The sequence below is a fragment of the Pseudomonas fragi genome (assembly GCF_900105835.1).
GTDB lineage: Bacteria > Pseudomonadota > Gammaproteobacteria > Pseudomonadales > Pseudomonadaceae > Aquipseudomonas > Aquipseudomonas fragi.
This window is the reverse complement of the sequence record NZ_LT629783.1, coordinates 2,882,726-2,899,457: the sequence shown is the minus strand read 5'-3', so window position 1 is coordinate 2,899,457 and position 16,732 is coordinate 2,882,726. Positions and strand designations below refer to the sequence as shown.

17 protein-coding genes are annotated in these 16,732 nt (G+C 60.7%); 7 read left to right on the top strand and 10 right to left on the bottom strand.

Features of this window, described 5'->3' with window-relative positions; genetic code table 11:
• Positions 1 to 69: 69 nt before the first annotated feature.
• The 7 genes from pip (at position 70) to BLU25_RS13130 (ending at position 8,833) form a co-directional block, all read left to right on the top strand.
• Positions 70 to 1,041, top strand: coding sequence for a prolyl aminopeptidase (gene pip / locus BLU25_RS13160; RefSeq protein ID WP_083369678.1), 972 nt, complete (start codon positions 70 to 72; stop codon positions 1,039 to 1,041).
• The gene (gene dtd, locus BLU25_RS13155) at positions 1,038 to 1,475 is read left to right on the top strand and encodes a D-aminoacyl-tRNA deacylase (RefSeq protein ID WP_029611688.1); all 438 of its coding nucleotides are present in this window, start codon (positions 1,038 to 1,040) and stop codon (positions 1,473 to 1,475) included. Before pip ends, dtd begins: the two co-directional genes overlap by 4 nt.
• 231 nt (positions 1,476 to 1,706) lie before the next feature.
• Complete coding sequence (locus BLU25_RS13150) at positions 1,707 to 3,437, top strand: glucan biosynthesis protein G (protein WP_029611689.1); 1,731 nt, start codon at positions 1,707 to 1,709, stop codon at positions 3,435 to 3,437.
• Complete coding sequence (gene mdoH, locus BLU25_RS13145) at positions 3,430 to 5,982, top strand: glucans biosynthesis glucosyltransferase MdoH (RefSeq protein ID WP_016783159.1); 2,553 nt, start codon at positions 3,430 to 3,432, stop codon at positions 5,980 to 5,982. The genes BLU25_RS13150 and mdoH overlap by 8 nt, the downstream gene beginning before the upstream one ends.
• Before the next feature lie 292 nt (positions 5,983 to 6,274).
• Positions 6,275 to 7,072 carry a transporter substrate-binding domain-containing protein gene (locus BLU25_RS13140; RefSeq protein WP_016783160.1) on the top strand — a complete coding sequence of 266 codons (798 nt, stop codon included), beginning with the start codon at positions 6,275 to 6,277 and terminating at the stop codon, positions 7,070 to 7,072.
• A 74-nt stretch (positions 7,073 to 7,146) separates the two neighbouring features.
• The gene (locus tag BLU25_RS13135) at positions 7,147 to 8,106 is read left to right on the top strand and encodes an amino acid ABC transporter permease (RefSeq protein ID WP_369782716.1); all 960 of its coding nucleotides are present in this window, start codon (positions 7,147 to 7,149) and stop codon (positions 8,104 to 8,106) included.
• On the top strand, positions 8,099 to 8,833 hold the full coding sequence (locus tag BLU25_RS13130) for an amino acid ABC transporter ATP-binding protein (protein WP_016783162.1): 735 nt from the start codon (positions 8,099 to 8,101) through the stop codon (positions 8,831 to 8,833). Before BLU25_RS13135 ends, BLU25_RS13130 begins: the two co-directional genes overlap by 8 nt.
• 117 nt (positions 8,834 to 8,950) lie before the next feature.
• Here the strand turns inward: BLU25_RS13130 and BLU25_RS13125 are convergent, their stop codons facing one another.
• From BLU25_RS13125 to ubiE, 10 genes are all read right to left on the bottom strand, one after another.
• Complete coding sequence (locus tag BLU25_RS13125; protein ID WP_016783163.1) at positions 8,951 to 10,519, bottom strand: methyl-accepting chemotaxis protein; 1,569 nt, start codon at positions 10,517 to 10,519, stop codon at positions 8,951 to 8,953.
• A 153-nt stretch (positions 10,520 to 10,672) separates the two neighbouring features.
• Positions 10,673 to 11,383 carry a 16S rRNA (uracil(1498)-N(3))-methyltransferase gene (locus BLU25_RS13120; protein ID WP_016783164.1) on the bottom strand — a complete coding sequence of 237 codons (711 nt, stop codon included), beginning with the start codon at positions 11,381 to 11,383 and terminating at the stop codon, positions 10,673 to 10,675.
• Complete coding sequence (gene tatC, locus BLU25_RS13115) at positions 11,380 to 12,177, bottom strand: twin-arginine translocase subunit TatC (RefSeq protein WP_029611690.1); 798 nt, start codon at positions 12,175 to 12,177, stop codon at positions 11,380 to 11,382. Before tatC ends, BLU25_RS13120 begins: the two co-directional genes overlap by 4 nt.
• A gap of 4 nt (positions 12,178 to 12,181) precedes the next feature.
• On the bottom strand, positions 12,182 to 12,580 hold the full coding sequence (gene tatB, locus BLU25_RS13110; protein ID WP_016783166.1) for a Sec-independent protein translocase protein TatB: 399 nt from the start codon (positions 12,578 to 12,580) through the stop codon (positions 12,182 to 12,184).
• A gap of 10 nt (positions 12,581 to 12,590) precedes the next feature.
• Complete coding sequence (locus BLU25_RS13105) at positions 12,591 to 12,869, bottom strand: twin-arginine translocase TatA/TatE family subunit (RefSeq protein ID WP_019825245.1); 279 nt, start codon at positions 12,867 to 12,869, stop codon at positions 12,591 to 12,593.
• A gap of 24 nt (positions 12,870 to 12,893) precedes the next feature.
• Complete coding sequence (locus BLU25_RS13100; protein ID WP_016783168.1) at positions 12,894 to 13,226, bottom strand: phosphoribosyl-ATP diphosphatase; 333 nt, start codon at positions 13,224 to 13,226, stop codon at positions 12,894 to 12,896.
• A complete protein-coding gene (gene hisI / locus BLU25_RS13095) occupies positions 13,219 to 13,620 on the bottom strand; it encodes a phosphoribosyl-AMP cyclohydrolase (RefSeq protein ID WP_016783169.1) in 402 nt (133 codons plus the stop codon). The genes BLU25_RS13100 and hisI overlap by 8 nt, the downstream gene beginning before the upstream one ends.
• Before the next feature lie 79 nt (positions 13,621 to 13,699).
• The gene (gene ubiB / locus BLU25_RS13090; protein ID WP_016783170.1) at positions 13,700 to 15,304 is read right to left on the bottom strand and encodes a ubiquinone biosynthesis regulatory protein kinase UbiB; all 1,605 of its coding nucleotides are present in this window, start codon (positions 15,302 to 15,304) and stop codon (positions 13,700 to 13,702) included.
• Positions 15,301 to 15,924: a ubiquinone biosynthesis accessory factor UbiJ gene (locus tag BLU25_RS13085; RefSeq protein WP_016783171.1), complete on the bottom strand. Its 624-nt coding sequence runs from the start codon at positions 15,922 to 15,924 to the stop codon at positions 15,301 to 15,303. The genes ubiB and BLU25_RS13085 overlap by 4 nt, the downstream gene beginning before the upstream one ends.
• Positions 15,924 to 16,694 (bottom strand): bifunctional demethylmenaquinone methyltransferase/2-methoxy-6-polyprenyl-1,4-benzoquinol methylase UbiE, encoded by a 771-nt coding sequence (ubiE, locus tag BLU25_RS13080; RefSeq protein WP_016783172.1) that lies wholly within the window; start codon positions 16,692 to 16,694, stop codon positions 15,924 to 15,926. Before ubiE ends, BLU25_RS13085 begins: the two co-directional genes overlap by 1 nt.
• Positions 16,695 to 16,732: the final 38 nt, after the last annotated feature.

Below are 16,732 nucleotides of genomic sequence, written 5' to 3'. Positions count from 1 at the left end.
GCTCAACACCTCCAATCGGGTTTATGATGCCTGACGGCAATCTCTTTCGACCCCTCCCTGGAGTGCGTAATGCAGACCTTGTTCCCGCAGATCAAACCCTACGCCCGGCACGAGCTGGCGGTCGATGGCCCGCATGTGCTTTACGTTGACGAGAGCGGTTCGCCAGACGGCTTGCCGGTGGTGTTTGTCCACGGCGGGCCGGGCTCTGGCTGCGATGCCAACAGCCGCTGCTACTTCGACCCGGGCCTGTATCGCATCATCACTTTCGATCAGCGCGGTTGCGGGCGCTCTACCCCCCACGCCAGCCTGGACAGCAATACAACCTGGGACCTGGTCGCCGACATGGAGCGGATCCGTCTGTTTCTGGGCATCGAAAAATGGGTGCTGTTTGGCGGCTCGTGGGGCTCGACCCTGTCTCTTGCCTACGCGCAAAGCCATCCAGAGCAAGTGCACGGCCTGATTCTGCGTGGGATCTTTCTGGCACGGCCGCAGGAAATCGAATGGTTCTATCAGGCAGGGGCCAGCCGGATTTTCCCCGACTACTGGCAGGAATATATCGCGCCGATCCCTGAGGAGGAGCGTGACGACCTGATGAGTGCCTTTCACAAGCGCCTCACGGGCAACGACCAGATTGCCCAGATGCATGTGGCCAAGGCATGGTCGACCTGGGAAGGCCGCGCCGCCACCCTGCGGCCCAACCCGCAGGTGGTCGAGCGCTTCTGCGACCCGCACCGGGCATTGTCTATTGCCCGTATCGAATGCCACTACTTTATGAACAACGCGTTCCTGGAACCTAACCAGTTGCTGCGCGACATGCACAAGATCGCTCACCTGCCGGCCGTGATCGTGCATGGCCGCTACGACATGATCTGCCCGCTGGATAACGCCTGGGAGCTGCACCAGGCCTGGCCGGGCAGTGAGTTGCAAATTATCCGCGAAGCCGGTCATGTGGCCACCGAACCCGGGATTACCGACGCCCTGGTGCGCGCCACCGAGCAAATGGCCCGGCGCCTGCTCAACTTGCAGCCCGACGAAGCATGAGGGGCCTGTTGCAGCGCGTCAGTGGCGCACGGGTAGAGGTAGCGGGGGAGATTGTCGGTTCGATCGATCAGGGCTTGCTGGTGCTGGTCGCCGTCGAACCCGGCGATACCGAGGCCAGCGCGGCCAAGATGCTGCACAAGCTGCTCAACTACCGGGTATTCAGTGATTGCGAAGGCAAAATGAACCTGTCACTGGCCGATATCGGCGGTGGCTTGCTGCTGGTTTCGCAATTTACCCTGGCGGCAGACACCAAAAACGGCCTGCGTCCCAGCTTCTCCACAGCAGCGCCCCCGGCGTTGGCCCAGGCGTTGTTCGATCACTTGCTGGGCGAGGCAAAACGGTTGCACCCAACCGTGGCATCGGGGCGTTTTGGCGCCGATATGCAGGTGCATTTGACCAATGATGGCCCTGTGACATTTCTGTTACAAACCTAAAACCCTGAAAAACCGTGTTTTCGTCTGAAAACAGGGGTTTTTAACGAGAAATACTTGCTGACAGTAGATGCGTTGTAACGCGGGCTACTAGATAATCCTGCGCTACACAGAGACTAATCCGACACGTCTGGGGAATCATTCTATCCTTTGACGGTCGGAACAGTGCTCGCCAACCTGGCATTTAGATCGCTGGCCGTTGGTTTCATCATCTGTTTTCGGCGAGGTTTGCTCGTGATTGTTAGTCCATTAAATGCACCAAAAATGTCTGCCAAGCGGTTGCGTAACGCACTGGTGACGGGCTCTGCGCTCTTTTGCTTGTTCGGTGCGGGTCAACTGTGGGCATTCAGTCTGGATGACGTGGCGGCTGAGGCTAAAACCCTCGCCGAGCAGAAGTACCAAGCGCCGCGCAGCAATTTGCCAAAAGAGTTCCGCGACATGAAGTTCGCGGACTACCAGAAAATCCAGTTCAACCGCGACAAGGCCCAGTGGGCGGGCGATAAAACCCCGTTCAAACTGTCCTTCTATCACCAGGGCATGCATTTCGACACCCCGGTGAAAATCAACGAAGTGACCGCCACCACGGTTGAAGAGATCAAGTACGACCCGAGCCGTTTCGATTTCGGCGACGTCCAGTTTGACCCTAAAGCCACCGAAAACCTCGGTTGGGCGGGTTTCCGCGTGCTGTATCCGATCAACAAGGCGGATAAGCAGGACGAAATCATGACCATGCTCGGCGCGAGTTACTTCCGCGTTGTGGGCAAGGGCCAGATCTATGGCCTGTCGGCCCGTGGTATGGCGATCGACACCGCATTGCCGTCGGGCGAAGAGTTCCCGCGCTTCACCGAATTCTGGATCGAAAAACCCAAGCCAAACGACAAGCACCTGGTGATCTTCGCCCTGCTGGATTCGCCACGGGCGACCGGTGCTTACCGCTTTACCCTGCGCCCGGGCGTGGACACGGTGGTGGACGTCAAGGCGCAGATGTTCCTGCGTGACAAAGTGGGCAAGCTGGGCATCGCTCCGCTGACCAGCATGTACCTGTTCGGCGCCAACCAGCCGTCCAAAGTCCTCAACTACCGTCGCGAGCTGCACGATAGCTCGGGCCTGGCGATCCATGCCGGCAACGGCGAGTGGATCTGGCGCCCGCTGAACAACCCGAAACACCTGTCGGTGAGCAACTTCTCGGTTGAAAACCCGCGTGGCTTTGGCTTGCTGCAACGTGGTCGCGACTTCAGCCACTACGAAGACCTGGACGACAACTACCATAAGCGCCCAAGCGCCTGGATCGAACCGCAGGGCGACTGGGGCAAAGGCTCGGTTGACCTGGTAGAAATTCCGACCGCTGACGAAACCAACGACAACATCGTTGCGTTCTGGAGCCCGGACACCCTGCCAGAGCCGCTCAAGCCATTCGATTTCGCCTATCGCCTGCACTGGACCATGGACGAAGCGGCCCTGCACCCGGCCGATAGCGCCTGGGCCCAACAGACCCTGCGTTCGACCGGTGACGTCAAGCAATCCAACCTGATTCGCCAGCCCGACGGTAGCGTTGCCTACCTGGTGGACTTCGAGGGCCCGTCCCTCAAGGCCTTGCCGGAAAACGCCGCCGTGCGCAGCCAGGTCAGCGTGGGTGACAACGCCGAGCTGGTAGAAAACAACGTGCGCTACAACCCTGAAACCAAGGGCTGGCGCTTGACCCTGCGCCTGAAGGTCAAAGACCCGAGCAAGTCCACCGAACTGCGCGCGGCGCTGGTTCAGGATGTCGAGCAGGCTGCCGCCGCCAAAGCTGATAAGGCACCTGAGACCAAAGCCGAGAAAGCTGCGGCCAAGGCGCTGGAAAAGAAAGACCATGCAGCCAAGGACGCCAAGGCGCCTGAAGCGACACCAGCCACTCCGGAGCCGGTCAAGACTGAAAAAGTGCTGACCGAGACCTGGAGCTACCAGTTGCCAGCCGATGAGTAATGCTCAGCCCCATGAGGTCTCGCTTGGCGAGTACCTGGCGCATTTGCCACTGAGCGATGAGCAGCGCGCTGAACTGGCGAGCTGCACCTCGTTCGCCGAGTTGCATGCACGCTTGTCGGCGCAGAGCGACGTGGATGCTGCCGAGGCCGCTCAGGCCTCGGTGGGCACGCGTCTGAACCTGACCTCGGCGGCTGAACTTGAGGAAGCAGAAATGCTCGCCCTCGACGCCAGCGGCCGGGTGATGCTCAAGGCCACGCCACCGATTCGCCGCACCAAGGTGGTGCCCGAGCCGTGGCGCACCAATATTCTGGTGCGTGGCTGGCGGCGCCTGACCGGGCGCAGCAACCCGCCCAAGCCGGAAATCGACGAACGCGTCCTGCCCAAGGCCCGCTGGCGTACGGTGGGCTCGATCCGCCGTTACATCCTGCTGGTCTTGATGCTCGGCCAGACCATCGTCGCCGGCTGGTACATGAAAGGCATCATGCCGTACCAGGGCTGGGCCTTCGTTGATCTTGAAGAAGTGCTGCACCAGCCGTTGATGCAAACGGCCCAGCAAGTGCTGCCCTATGCCCTGCAAACCAGCATCCTGATCCTGTTCGGGATTTTGTTCTGCTGGGTATCGGCAGGTTTCTGGACAGCCCTGATGGGCTTTCTGGAGTTGTTGACCGGGCATGACAAATACCGCATTTCCGGCGCCAGCGCCGGTGATGAGCCAATCCCGGAGCAGGCGCGTACTGCGCTGGTGATGCCGATCTGCAACGAAGACGTCACCCGTGTATTCGCGGGTTTGCGCGCGACCTACGAGTCGGTGGCCGCCACCGGCGACCTGGATCGCTTCGACTTCTTCGTTCTCAGTGACAGCAACGACCCCGATATCTGCGTGGCCGAGCAACAGGCCTGGCTGGATGTGTGCCGCGAAACCGAAGGCTTCGGGCGCATTTTCTACCGCCGTCGCCGTCGCCGTGTGAAGCGTAAAAGCGGCAACCTCGACGACTTCTGCCGTCGCTGGGGCGGTGACTACAAGTACATGGTGGTGCTCGACGCAGACAGCGTGATGAGCGGTGAATGCCTGACCAGCCTGGTGCGCTTGATGGAAGCCACGCCAGACGCCGGCATCATCCAGACTGCGCCGCGTGCCTCGGGCATGGACACGCTGTATGCACGCATGCAGCAGTTCGCCACCCGTGTGTACGGCCCGCTGTTTACCGCCGGTCTGCACTTCTGGCAGTTGGGTGAATCCCACTACTGGGGGCACAACGCAATTATCCGCATGAAGCCTTTTATCGAGCACTGCGCCCTGGCGCCGTTGCCGGGTAAAGGTGCGTTTGCGGGTGCGATCCTGTCTCACGACTTCGTTGAAGCCGCGTTGATGCGTCGTGCCGGTTGGGGCGTGTGGATTGCCTACGATTTGCCGGGCAGCTACGAAGAACTGCCGCCTAACCTGCTGGATGAGCTCAAGCGTGACCGTCGCTGGTGCCACGGTAACCTGATGAACTTCCGCCTGTTCCTGGTCAAGGGCATGCACCCGGTACACCGTGCGGTGTTCCTCACGGGGGTGATGTCATACCTGTCGGCGCCGCTGTGGTTCTTCTTCCTGCTGCTGTCGACGGCCTTGCTGGCAGTCAACACGCTGATGGAGCCGCAGTACTTCATGGAACCGCGTCAGCTGTATCCGCTGTGGCCACAATGGCACCCGGACAAAGCCGTCGCGCTGTTCTCGACCACGATCGTGCTGTTGTTCCTGCCTAAACTGCTGAGCATCATCCTGATCTGGGCCAAGGGTGCCAAAGAGTTCGGTGGCAAGTTCAAGGTGACGTTGTCGATGCTGCTGGAGATGTTGTTCTCCATGCTGCTGGCACCGGTGCGCATGATCTTCCACACCCGCTTTGTACTGGCTGCGTTTCTGGGCTGGGCGGCAACCTGGAACTCGCCACAGCGTGACGACGACTCCACGCCGTGGAGCGAAGCGGTGCGCCGTCATGGTCCGCAAACTCTGCTGGGTGCTGCCTGGGCAGCGTTGGTGCTGTGGTTGAACCCGAGCTTCTTGTGGTGGTTGGTGCCGATTGTCGGCTCGCTGATGCTGTCGATCCCGGTATCGGTGATTTCCAGCCGGGTGAAACTGGGCCTCAAGACCCGCGACGAAAGCCTGTTCCTGATTCCTGAGGAATACGCACCGCCGCGTGAATTGTCGGCCACCGCCGAATACACCCATGAGAACCGCTACCACGCGCTGCATGACGGTTTTGTCCGGGCCGTGGTCGATCCGCAGCAGAACGCATTGGCCTGTGCCCTGGCGACGTCCCGTCACCGTGAAGCTGAGCCGATCGAATGGCTGCGTACCGAGCGTGTGCGTCATGCGCTCAAAGTCGGCCCGCAGGGTGTCACCAACAACGAGCGCATGCAGTTGCTCAGCGACCCGGTTGCTCTGGCGCGCCTGCATGCGCTGGTGTGGAGCGAAGGTCATGAAGGCTGGCTGAACGCCTGGCGTGAGTCGGTTGCCGCTGACCCTCACGCACCGTTGTTGCCGTTGCAGCCTGCTGCCTGATTGATCGCGGGCAACCCGTTTCCCCTTTGTGGGAGCGGGCTTGCTCGCGATGGCTTCACCGCGTCCTACCTGCTGCAACGCGTTGCCTGCATCGCGAGCAAGCCCGCTCCCATAGGATCTCCTCAGTCCTGCATCCCACGGCCATCGCGCTTTTCTCTCGCAAAACTCGTGTCCCAACCCTCAGTGAGTTAGCATCCGTTTTCGAATGGGTGAGTGCCCGGCTTTATTGGCTTTATGCATCAAGCCAGCCGCAGGCCAACACCTTAATTGAGTAGGTGAGGGGGAGTTGATGATGAAGAAGTTTGTCTCGAAACTGCTGTGTGGCGTCACGGCACTGCTGGCGATCAGCGCTGCCCATGCAGGCGCTATTGATGACGCGGTTAAGCGCGGCACGTTGAAGGTGGGCATGGACCCGACCTACATGCCCTTCGAAATGACCAACAAGCGCGGCCAGATCATTGGCTTCGAAGTTGACCTGCTCAAGGCGATGGCCAAATCCATGGGCGTCAAGCTGGAACTGGTGTCTACCGGTTATGACGGCATCATCCCGGCCCTGATGACCAACAAGTTCGACATGATCGGCAGCGGCATGACCCTGACCCAGGAGCGCAACCTGCGCCTGAACTTCAGCGAACCCTTCATTGTTGTGGGCCAAACCCTGCTGGTACGCAAGGAACTGGCTGACAAGATCAAGTCCTACAAAGACCTCAATGACCCGCAATACCGCCTGACCTCGAAAATCGGCACCACCGGCGAAATGATCGCCCGCAAGCTGATGTCCAAAGCCCAGTACCACGGCTACGACAACGAGCCTGAAGGTGTACTGGACGTGGTCAACGGCAAGGCTGATGCCTTTGTATACGACGCGCCTTACAACGTGGTTGCAGTCAACAAGTTCGGCAACGGCAAACTGGTGTTCCTTGACCAGCCGTTCACCTACGAGCCACTGGCCTTCGGTCTGAAGAAAGGTGACTACGACAGCATCAACTTCATCAACAACTTCCTGCACCAGATCCACGAAGACGGCACTTACGATCGCATCCATGACAAGTGGTTCAAAGACACCGCCTGGCTCAAAGACATGGAATAAGGCTGATTGAATCATCGCGGGCTTGCCCGCGATGACGGCCTCCCTAGCGACACAAAACGTGGAACCTGAAAGTGATCAAACAAAAAAAAGTCCAGTGGCCCTGGCACGTATTGACCGTGCTGGTGCTCATCGGCCTGGCGGGTGCGTTGTATTACGCCACCTCGCTGATGTCTTACGAATGGCGCTGGAACCGCGTTCCGCAGTACTTCGCCTATCAGGCCGAAGAAGCCCAGCGGGCAGCTGAACACTCGACCATCATCGAACTGGTACGCAAGGGCGACAGCGCCGAAGTGGTGCTGCGTGGCGAAGATGGCAATGAACAACGGGTAACCGTTGCCGGCAACAGCCTGCAACTGGCTGAAGGCGACGAAGTCGACGAAGGTGATGTAATTGGCGTCAACCGCCACTGGGCTGCCGGGCCGCTGCTGTGGGGCTTGTGGACCACGGTCTGGCTGTCGCTGGTGTCTGGCGTGCTGGGTTTGATCATCGGCCTGGCCACCGGCCTGTGCCGGCTGTCGAACAACCCGACCCTGCGTGACCTCTCGACGCTGTATGTAGAACTGGTACGCGGCACGCCGCTGCTGGTGCAGATCTTTATCTTCTACTTCTTTATCGGCACTGTACTCAACCTGTCCCGCGAATTTGCCGGTATTGCCGCGCTGTCGCTGTTCACCGGTGCGTACGTGGCTGAAATCATCCGCTCGGGCGTGCAGTCCATCGCTCGCGGGCAAAACGAAGCAGCCCGCTCGCTGGGCCTCAACGGCAGCCAGTCGATGCGCTATGTGGTGTTGCCGCAAGCGTTCAAGCGCGTACTGCCGCCATTGGCCGGGCAATTTATCAGCCTGGTCAAGGACACCTCGCTGGTGTCGGTGATCGCCATTACCGAGCTGCTCAAGAGTGGCCGTGAAGTCATCACCACCTCGTTTTCGCCGTTCGAAATCCTGTTCTGCGTAGCGGGCCTGTACCTGTTGATCAACCTGCCGCTGTCGCACTTCGCCAGCCGGCTTGAGCGGAGGCTCGCGCAAAGTGATTGAAGTTCGCGAACTGGTAAAAGTCTTCGACACCCGCGGCCATATCGTGCGCGCCGTGGACAACGTCAGCACCACCGTCGCCCAGGGCGAAGTGCTGGTGGTGATCGGCCCGTCGGGCTCTGGCAAATCGACCTTCCTGCGCTGCCTCAATGGCCTGGAAGACTTCGACTCGGGCTCCGTCAGCATCGACGGCCTGGACCTGGCCAACCCCAAGACCGACGTCAACGCTTACCGGCGTGAAGTCGGCATGGTGTTCCAGCATTTCAACCTGTTCCCGCACATGACCGTGCTGGAAAACCTGTGCCTGGCGCAGAAGGTGGTGCGCAAGCGCGGCAAGGCCGAGCGCGAGGCCAAGGCCCGGGCGTTGCTGGACAAGGTCGGGATCGGGCAAAAGGCCAATGAGTACCCGTCGCGCCTTTCGGGGGGCCAGCAACAGCGTGTGGCGATTGCCCGGGCGTTGGCGATGGAACCCAAGGTGATGCTGTTTGACGAGCCTACCTCGGCGCTTGACCCGGAAATGGTCGGTGAAGTGCTGGACGTGATGAAGACCCTGGCCCGCGAAGGCATGACCATGGTCTGCGTGACTCACGAAATGGGCTTTGCGCGTGAAGTGGCAAACCGCGTGCTGTTCTTTGACCACGGCAAGCTGCTGGAAGACTCCGCCCCGGAAGAGTTCTTTACCTCGCCCAAAGACCTGCGCGCCCAGGCGTTTTTGCGTCAGGTGCTTTAAAGCAGGGCCTACCTGCTTTTGTGGGAGCGGGCTTGCTCGCGATACAGGCGCCGCGGTTTGTCAGGATAGCCGCGTCGATCCAATCGCGAGCAAGCCCGCTCCCACAGGGGCAGGGGGCTAGACCTTAAACCGCCCCACCAGTGTCTGCAAATGCGTGCCCAACCGCGCCAGCTCCGTGCTCGACGCCGCCGTCTCTTCGCTGGCGGCGGCGGTCTGGTCCGATATATCCCTCACGTTCAACACGCTGCGGTTGATCTCTTCAGCCACCGCACTCTGTTGCTCGGCGGCGGCTGCAATCTGCTGGTTCATGCCCTGAATCGTCGACACGGTACGGGCGATGGTGCCCAGAGACTCGCCTGCACGACGGGTCAGCTCAACGCTGTTGTCGGTCAGCGCGCGGCTGCTGTCCATGCTGCTGGATACCTGCTGGGTACCGCTCTGCAGACCGGCAATCAGCTCTTCGATTTCTTCAGTGGATTTTTGCGTGCGCTGCGCCAGGCTGCGTACCTCATCGGCCACCACGGCAAAGCCACGCCCGGCTTCACCGGCCCGTGCTGCTTCAATTGCCGCGTTCAGGGCCAGCAGGTTGGTTTGCTGGGCCACAGACTTGATCACGTCCAGCACGCTGCCGATCTTGTCACTTTCACGCTTGAGATGGCTCATGGCCTCGGTGGAGTGGCCCACCTCAACCGCCAGCTTCTCGATCTGGGCAATGGCCTGCGCCACTACGGCATCCCCTTCGCGGGTCTGCTGGTCTGCGGCCACTGCGGCTTCAGAGGCTTCTTCGGCGTTGCGCGCGACTTCCTGCACGGTGGCGGCCATTTCGTTCATGGCGGTGGCCACTTGATCAGTCTCGACCTTCTGGTTGTTGACCCCGGCACTGGTTTGCTCGGTCACGGCAGATAGCTCTTCAGCAGCACTGGCGATTTGCGTCACCCCATCGCTGATTCCGCCAATCAGTTCGCGCAGGCCCTGGGTCATCAGTTGAATGGCTTGTTGTAGCTGCCCCAGTTCGTCGCGGCGGTCGGTGTGGTGGTCGTGGGTCAGGTCACCGGCTGCAATGCGCTCAACGGTCTTGAGCGTGCGTTGCAGCGGGATCACGATCTGGCGGGTGATGACCCAGGCAGCAATGATGCCCAGTACCAGTGCCAGCAGCGTACAGCCGATCAGCAGATTCGTGGCCTGGCGGCTTTCGTTGTTGCGTTTGGTTGCCTGCAGGGCCGAGAGTTTCTGGCTTTGCTCGATCAACACATTGCCCTGCTGGTGCATGCGCTCAACGGCTTGATCGCTGGCCTGGGAGCCCTGGATAAGATCGGCGAAGGCGCGTTTGTACTCGGCCACGGCGTTGAGTTGCTGCTCAACCAGGGCCAGATCGTCGGGCGCGGTCAGTTGCGAGCGCGTTTGCTCCAGTGCGTTGTCCAGTTCGGTCAGTTGAGTGGTCACGCCGGCAAGTGCGCTTTCGCCGGGCTGGCGTTCATATTCGAGGCGGGCAATGCGCAGGTCTTTGGTCAGGCTGATGATTTTCGAAATATTGGCCAGCTTGTCGCCACGGTCGATCACTGCGACCAGCCCCTTCCAGCCCGTGCCGGCAATCAGCAGGGTCAGCACCAGTACCAGGCCGAAACCCAGGCTGAGTTTGCGATTGACGCTTATATTGCCGAGCAGTGTGGCCAGCCAACGGTACATGGTGATACTCCTTTACTAACCGAGACTCGTGACGGTCTTTGATGGGTTATCAGGGCATCGGCGCGCAGGAGTAGAACTGAAGGGGGGGTGGTCGAATGTGTGATGCAGATCAACAACCCGTAGCCGCTGCTGCAGCGACCACGGGTTTTGGCGTCAGAACAACCGGGCGAGCAGGGCGGTAACGGCGGTTTCAACCCGCAGGATGCGTGCGCCCAGTTGCACCGGCTGCAAGCCGGCCTTGGCCAGCAGGTCGATCTCGTAAGGGATCCAGCCACCTTCCGGGCCGATGGCCAGGGTCACGGCCTCGTCCAGCCCGCGCGGGCAGGCCGGGTAATCCCCCGGGTGGCCGACCAGGCCCAGGGTGCCTTCGACCAGCGCCGGCAGGCGGTCTTCGACGAACGGCTTGAAGCGTTTTTCGATGATGACCTCGGGCAATACGCTGTCCCGGGACTGCTCCAGCCCCAGGATCAACTGCTCGCGGATGGCTTCGGGCTCCAGGAACGGGGTCTGCCAGAAGCTTTTTTCAACCCGGTAGCTGTTGACCAGAATCACCTTGGGCACACCCATCGAGGCCACGGTTTGCAGCACCCGGCGCAGCATTTTCGGGCGTGGCAGGGCCAGCAGCAGGGTCAACGGCAGCTTGGCGGGTGGCGGCTGGTCGAGGCTGTGGATCACCAGCTCGGCTTCTTTGGCCTCCAGGCGTACCAGCTCGGCGTTGCCCATCAACCCGCCGATACGGCCCACGCGCAGGCTGTCGCCGACAGCAGCACGGTGGACTTCCTGCATATGCGTCAGACGCCGGTCACGCAGGATCACGCGATCGGCTGCAATGAAATCAGCCTCTTCGAGGAGCAGCAGGTTCACGGTTGTGCTGCTGGCGGTTGGGCGTCGTTGTCAGCCGATGGCTCGTCTGCGTCATCACCGCGCTTGTTCTTGCTGACCAGGCTGCCAAACAGGATGCCGATTTCAAACAGCATCCACATCGGGATCGCCAGCAGGGTTTGCGAGAAGATATCCGGCGGGGTCAGGATCATGCCGACCACGAAGCAGCCGATGATCACATAGGGGCGGATCTTGCGCAGGTACTGCACATCGACAATGCCGATCCATACCAGCAGCACCACGGCCACGGGGATTTCAAAGGCCACGCCGAAGGCAAAGAACAGGGTCATGACGAAGTCGAGGTAGCTGCTGATATCGGTCATCATCGCCACGCCTTCCGGGGTGGCGGCGGCGAAAAACTTGAACACCAGCGGGAACACCAGGAAGTAGGCGAAGGCCATGCCGGCGTAGAACAGGAAAATGCTCGACACCAGCAGCGGCACGGCGATGCGTTTTTCATGCTTGTACAGGCCGGGCGCGATAAAGCCCCAGATCTGATGCAGGATCACCGGGATGGCGATAAACAGCGAGACCATCATGGTCAGCTTGAGCGGCGTCAGGAACGGCGAGGCCACGTCGGTGGCGATCATCGTCGCACCCACCGGCAGGTATTCGCGCAGCGGCGTGGAGACCAGGGTGTAGATCTGCTGGGTAAAGGCAAACAGCCCGGCAAAAATGATGAAAATCGCCGCGATGCAGCGCAACAGGCGGGTACGCAGCTCGGTCAGGTGCGAAACCAGCGGCATTGGCTGGTCGTGTTCAGGCTTATCGCTCATGCGCTTAAGGGGCTCGCGGTGGCAGGGTGGGGTCGTGTGGCGCTGCCGGTTGAGGCGCAGGGTCGGATGCGGGCTTGCTCAGGCTCACGGGCGCAGGGCTCGCAGGCTCTGTTGGCGCTGCTGGCTCGGCGGGTGTTAACGGCTTCACGGCGTCCTGCAGCGGAGCCAGGATTTTCTTGGCTTCCTCTTCCATCGACAGGATATGTTCGTTGTGCAGCTGCCGACGAATTTCGTCAGCACCGATTTCCCGTTCAACTTCCTGTTTGATCGCATTGAAGCTGCGTTTCAGGCGCCCGATCCACAGGCCTGCCGTGCGCGCGGCACCCGGCAGGCGCTCGGGGCCGAGCACCAGCAGGGCCACCAGGCCGACGAGCAGCAGTTCACTGAAGCTGATACCGAACATTAGTTTTGGCTCACACGTCTTTACGGGTCGGCTCTTCGACTTTTTGCGCCTGCACGTCGATGGTGTGCGGCTCGTTCAGGGTCGAAGTGGTGTGTGGCTGCGGCGCGGCAGTTGGCTGCGCAGGCGGAACCACAGGCTCGGCGGGTTTCTCGTCGTCGTTCATGGCCTTGCGAAAGCCCTTGATCGATTCGCCGACATCCGTGCCCAGGTTTTTCAGTTTTTTGGTGCCGAACACGAGGACGACGACTACCAGAATGACGATCCAGTGTTTCCAGTCAAAAATGCCCATGATCTGTTCCTTTGCAAATAAGGGTTAGGCGGACGGCCGCGAGGCTTTTTCCACATGGCCGGAGGTGCCGATACGACGTTCCAGTTCATCCAGGACGGCCTGAGGATGCTGCCCCAGTTGGGCCAGCATGATCATGCTGTGGAACCACAGGTCGGCTGTTTCGTAGATCACATCGCTGCAATCACCGCTGATGGCGGCGTCTTTGGCGGCAATGATGGTTTCGATCGACTCTTCGCCGACCTTTTCCAGAATCTTGTTCAGGCCCTTGTGGTACAGGCTGGCCACATAGGAGCTGTCAGGTGTCGCGCCTTTGCGCGCTTCGAGCACTTGGGCTACGCGGCTCAGGGTGTCAGTCATGGGAGTGTCCTGCTTGATAAATGGCGTGCGGATCTTTAAGTACCGGGTCGACGGTCTTCCACTCGGCGTTTTCGTACACGCGGTAGAAGCAGCTCTGACGACCGGTATGGCAGGCGATATCACCGATTTGTTCGACCATCAGGATGATCACATCGGCGTCACAGTCCAGGCGCATTTCATGCAGCTTTTGCACATGGCCGGACTCTTCGCCCTTGCGCCACAGTTTGCCACGGGAACGTGACCAGTAGATGGCACGGTTCTCGGCCGCGGTCAGGCTCAGCGCCTCGCGGTTCATCCAGGCCATCATCAGTACGCGCCCGGTTTTGTGGTCCTGGGCAATCGCCGGCACCAGGCCGTCGTTGTCCCATTTGATCTCGTCCAGCCAGTCTTTCATGTTCGACTCCGACAACCTGCCTCAGCCCTGTGGCTGAGGCCTGGTGAATTCACAGTTTGCCAGCCTGGCCCCGAGCTGGCTATCGGCGCACGATCAGATACAAGCCCACGGCCAGCATTATGCCGGCAGGCCAGTAACCGGCAGTGTGCAACGGCCCGAGGCTGGCCAGCAAGGCACCGGCAGCCAGATGCCCGGCCCCGATCAGGCGCAGGAACCAGCTGTCACGGGGTTCACGCACGATCAACTGCTTGTTGTGGGCGTGGGGCTGCGACATGCGTTCGAGCAAGTCGCGGGTCATGCCGGCCAGGTGCGGGATCTGCTCGACCTGGCTGTGCAGGTTGCGCAGCAGGGTCTTGGGGCTGACGCGCTCACGCATCCAGCGCTCCAGGAACGGCTGGGCGGTGCTCCACAGGTCCAGGTCGGGGTACAGCTGGCGGCCCAGGCCTTCGATATTGAGCAGGGTTTTTTGCAGCAGTACCAACTGCGGCTGGACTTCCATATTGAAGCGTCGAGCGGTCTGGAACAGGCGCATCAGCACCTGGCCAAAGGAAATTTCCTTCAATGGCTTTTCAAAGATTGGCTCGCACACGGTACGGATCGCCGCTTCAAATTCGTTGAGCTTGGTGTGCGCCGGTACCCAGCCAGAGTCAATGTGCAACTGCGCCACACGGCGGTAGTCGCGCTTGAAAAAGGCAAACAGGTTGCGCGCCAGATAGTCCTGGTCCTCGGGAGTCAGGCTGCCGACGATGCCGCAGTCGATGGCGATGTATTGCGGGGCCCACGGGTTCACGGTGCTGACAAAAATATTGCCGGGGTGCATGTCGGCGTGGAAGAAGCTGTCGCGGAACACCTGGGTGAAGAAAATCTCCACGCCACGTTCGGCCAGCATCTTCATGTCGGTACGCTGGTCGGCCAGGGCCTCAAGGTCGGTGACCTGGATCCCGTAGATACGCTCCATCACCAGCACTTTGGGGCGGCACCAGTCCCAGTAGACCTGAGGTACATACATCAGCGGCGAGCCTTCGAAGTTGCGGCGCAACTGGCTGGCGTTGGCCGCTTCGCGCAACAGGTCGAGTTCGTCGTAAATGGTTTTTTCGTAGTCGCTGACCACATCCACCGGGTGCAGCAGGCGGGCGTCGGCGCTCAGGCGCTCGGCGGTACGGGCAAGGATAAAGAGCCAGGCCAGATCAGAGCCGATGATCGGCTTGAGGCCCGGGCGCACCACCTTGACCACCACTTCTTCGCCGGTCTTGAGCTTGGCCGAGTGAACCTGGGCCACCGAGGCCGAGGCCAGCGGTTCGATGTCGAAACGGCTGAACACCTCGCTGATTTTGGCGCCGAGCTGTTCTTCGATCAGCTTGACCGCCAACTGCGGGTCAAACGGTGGCACGCGGTCTTGCAGCAGCATCAGCTCGTCGGCGATATCGGCGGGCAGCAGGTCGCGACGGGTCGAGAGGATCTGCCCGAACTTGATAAAGATCGGCCCCAGGTCCTGCAAGGCCAGGCGCAGGGCCGCACCACGGCTCAGCTCCAGCTTTTTGCGCGGAAACCAGCGCCACGGCAAGGCATAGCGCAGGGACAGCATCCACCACGGCAAGGGCAGGGCGAACAGCAGGTCATCGAGTCGGTAGCGAATGACGACGCGCTGGATGCGAAACAAACGGCGTATGGCAAGCAGCTTCATGCGTTATCGCTGGAATTGAGGGATCGGGCCAGGCGCTCGAAGCGCGCCTCAAGGCGATCCAGGTCGAGTTTGAGTTGGTCCAGCTCGTCAAAGCGCGCTTGCGCTTCACGTTCGCCGACCAGCGTGCGGGCTTCTTCGCTCAGGTATTCGGCCAGGTTCTGATTGAGGCTGGCGAACCCTTGCTGATACCAGTTGGCGCGGCTGCGGACATGGCCACCGATCAAGGCGCTAGCCACCGGCCCGATCCAGTTCGAGAGTTCGTACTCCCAATCCAGCTCCAGGTCTTGCAGCACCGCCGCCAGTTCCATAAGCACCGCGCTGTCGCCTTCGAGTTCGACTTCAGGGCTGTGCAGGATGGCGCTCTTGTCCTTGCTCAGGGCAAGGCGCAACAGGCTGCTGGCGGGGGCACGCAGAGTGCAGTCAGGCTCGGCCGCCCACTGGCTGGCCAGCATCAGGCCTTCATCGCTGGGCAGAATAAACAGCTGCAGCGAGGGGCTCGCGCAATCGACGGCAATCAATTTGCCGGTCAAGGGGCGCAAGCGCGCCAGGGCCGTGCTGTCGAGCCGCAAAACGCGGTTGACGCCGTGTTCGACGCTGGCGAGAAGGCCGCGCAGCAACATCAGGGCTTGATGCCGCGGTGCAGGGCGACGATGCCGGAAGTCATGTTGTGGTAAGTCACGCGGTCAAAACCGGCCTCGACCATCATCGACTTCAGGGTTTCCTGGTCAGGGTGCATGCGGATCGATTCGGCCAGGTAGCGATAGCTGTCCGGGTCGTTGAGGATCAGCTTGCCCACCATCGGCATGAAGGCGAACGAGTAAGTGTCGTAGACCTTGGACATCAGCGCGTTGGTCGGCTTGGAGAACTCCAGCACCAACAGGCGGCCGCCCGGCTTGAGCACGCGCAGCATGGAGCGCAGGGCGTCTTCCTTGTGGGTGACGTTGCGCAGGCCAAAGGCGATGGTCACGCAATCGAAGTAGTTGTCCGGGAACGGCAGCTTTTCAGCGTCGGCCTGAACGAACTCGATATTGCCGGCCACGCCCTTGTCGAGCAGGCGGTCACGGCCAACCTTGAGCATGGAGGCGTTGATATCGGCCAGCACGACCTGGCCGGTAGGGCCTACCAGGTGGGAAAACTTGCGGGCCAGGTCGCCGGTACCGCCAGCGATGTCCAGCACCTTGTTGCCGGGGCGAACACCGGACAGTTCGATGGTAAAACGCTTCCACAGACGGTGCATGCCACCCGACAGAACGTCGTTCATCAGGTCATATTTGCCGGCTACAGAGTGGAAAACTTCGGCGACTTTCTCGGCCTTCTGGCTTTCCGGTACGTTTTTGAAACCGAAGTGAGTGGTGGGTTCGGCATCGCTGCCTTTGCGCTGATCAGTCATATCGCTGTCACCAAAAGAGAATGCTGGCCATTCTAATC

Bases quoted from the DNA above. Each gene is read 5' to 3' on its own strand.
- BLU25_RS13140 (WP_016783160.1), top strand. From the start codon at position 6,275: ATGAAGAAGTTTGTCTCGAAACTGCTGTGTGGCGTCACGGCACTGCTG.
- ubiB (WP_016783170.1), bottom strand. From the start codon at position 15,304: ATGAAGCTGCTTGCCATACGCCGTTTGTTTCGCATCCAGCGCGTCGTC.
- ubiE (WP_016783172.1), bottom strand. From the start codon at position 16,694: ATGACTGATCAGCGCAAAGGCAGCGATGCCGAACCCACCACTCACTTC.
- BLU25_RS13100 (WP_016783168.1), bottom strand. From the start codon at position 13,226: ATGACTGACACCCTGAGCCGCGTAGCCCAAGTGCTCGAAGCGCGCAAA.
- BLU25_RS13105 (WP_019825245.1), bottom strand. From the start codon at position 12,869: ATGGGCATTTTTGACTGGAAACACTGGATCGTCATTCTGGTAGTCGTC.
- BLU25_RS13125 (WP_016783163.1), bottom strand. From the start codon at position 10,519: ATGTACCGTTGGCTGGCCACACTGCTCGGCAATATAAGCGTCAATCGC.
- BLU25_RS13085 (WP_016783171.1), bottom strand. From the start codon at position 15,924: ATGTTGCTGCGCGGCCTTCTCGCCAGCGTCGAACACGGCGTCAACCGC.
- tatB (WP_016783166.1), bottom strand. From the start codon at position 12,580: ATGTTCGGTATCAGCTTCAGTGAACTGCTGCTCGTCGGCCTGGTGGCC.
- hisI (WP_016783169.1), bottom strand. From the start codon at position 13,620: ATGAAAGACTGGCTGGACGAGATCAAATGGGACAACGACGGCCTGGTG.
- pip (WP_083369678.1), top strand. From the start codon at position 70: ATGCAGACCTTGTTCCCGCAGATCAAACCCTACGCCCGGCACGAGCTG.
- mdoH (WP_016783159.1), top strand. From the start codon at position 3,430: ATGAGTAATGCTCAGCCCCATGAGGTCTCGCTTGGCGAGTACCTGGCG.
- dtd (WP_029611688.1), top strand. From the start codon at position 1,038: ATGAGGGGCCTGTTGCAGCGCGTCAGTGGCGCACGGGTAGAGGTAGCG.
- tatC (WP_029611690.1), bottom strand. From the start codon at position 12,177: ATGAGCGATAAGCCTGAACACGACCAGCCAATGCCGCTGGTTTCGCAC.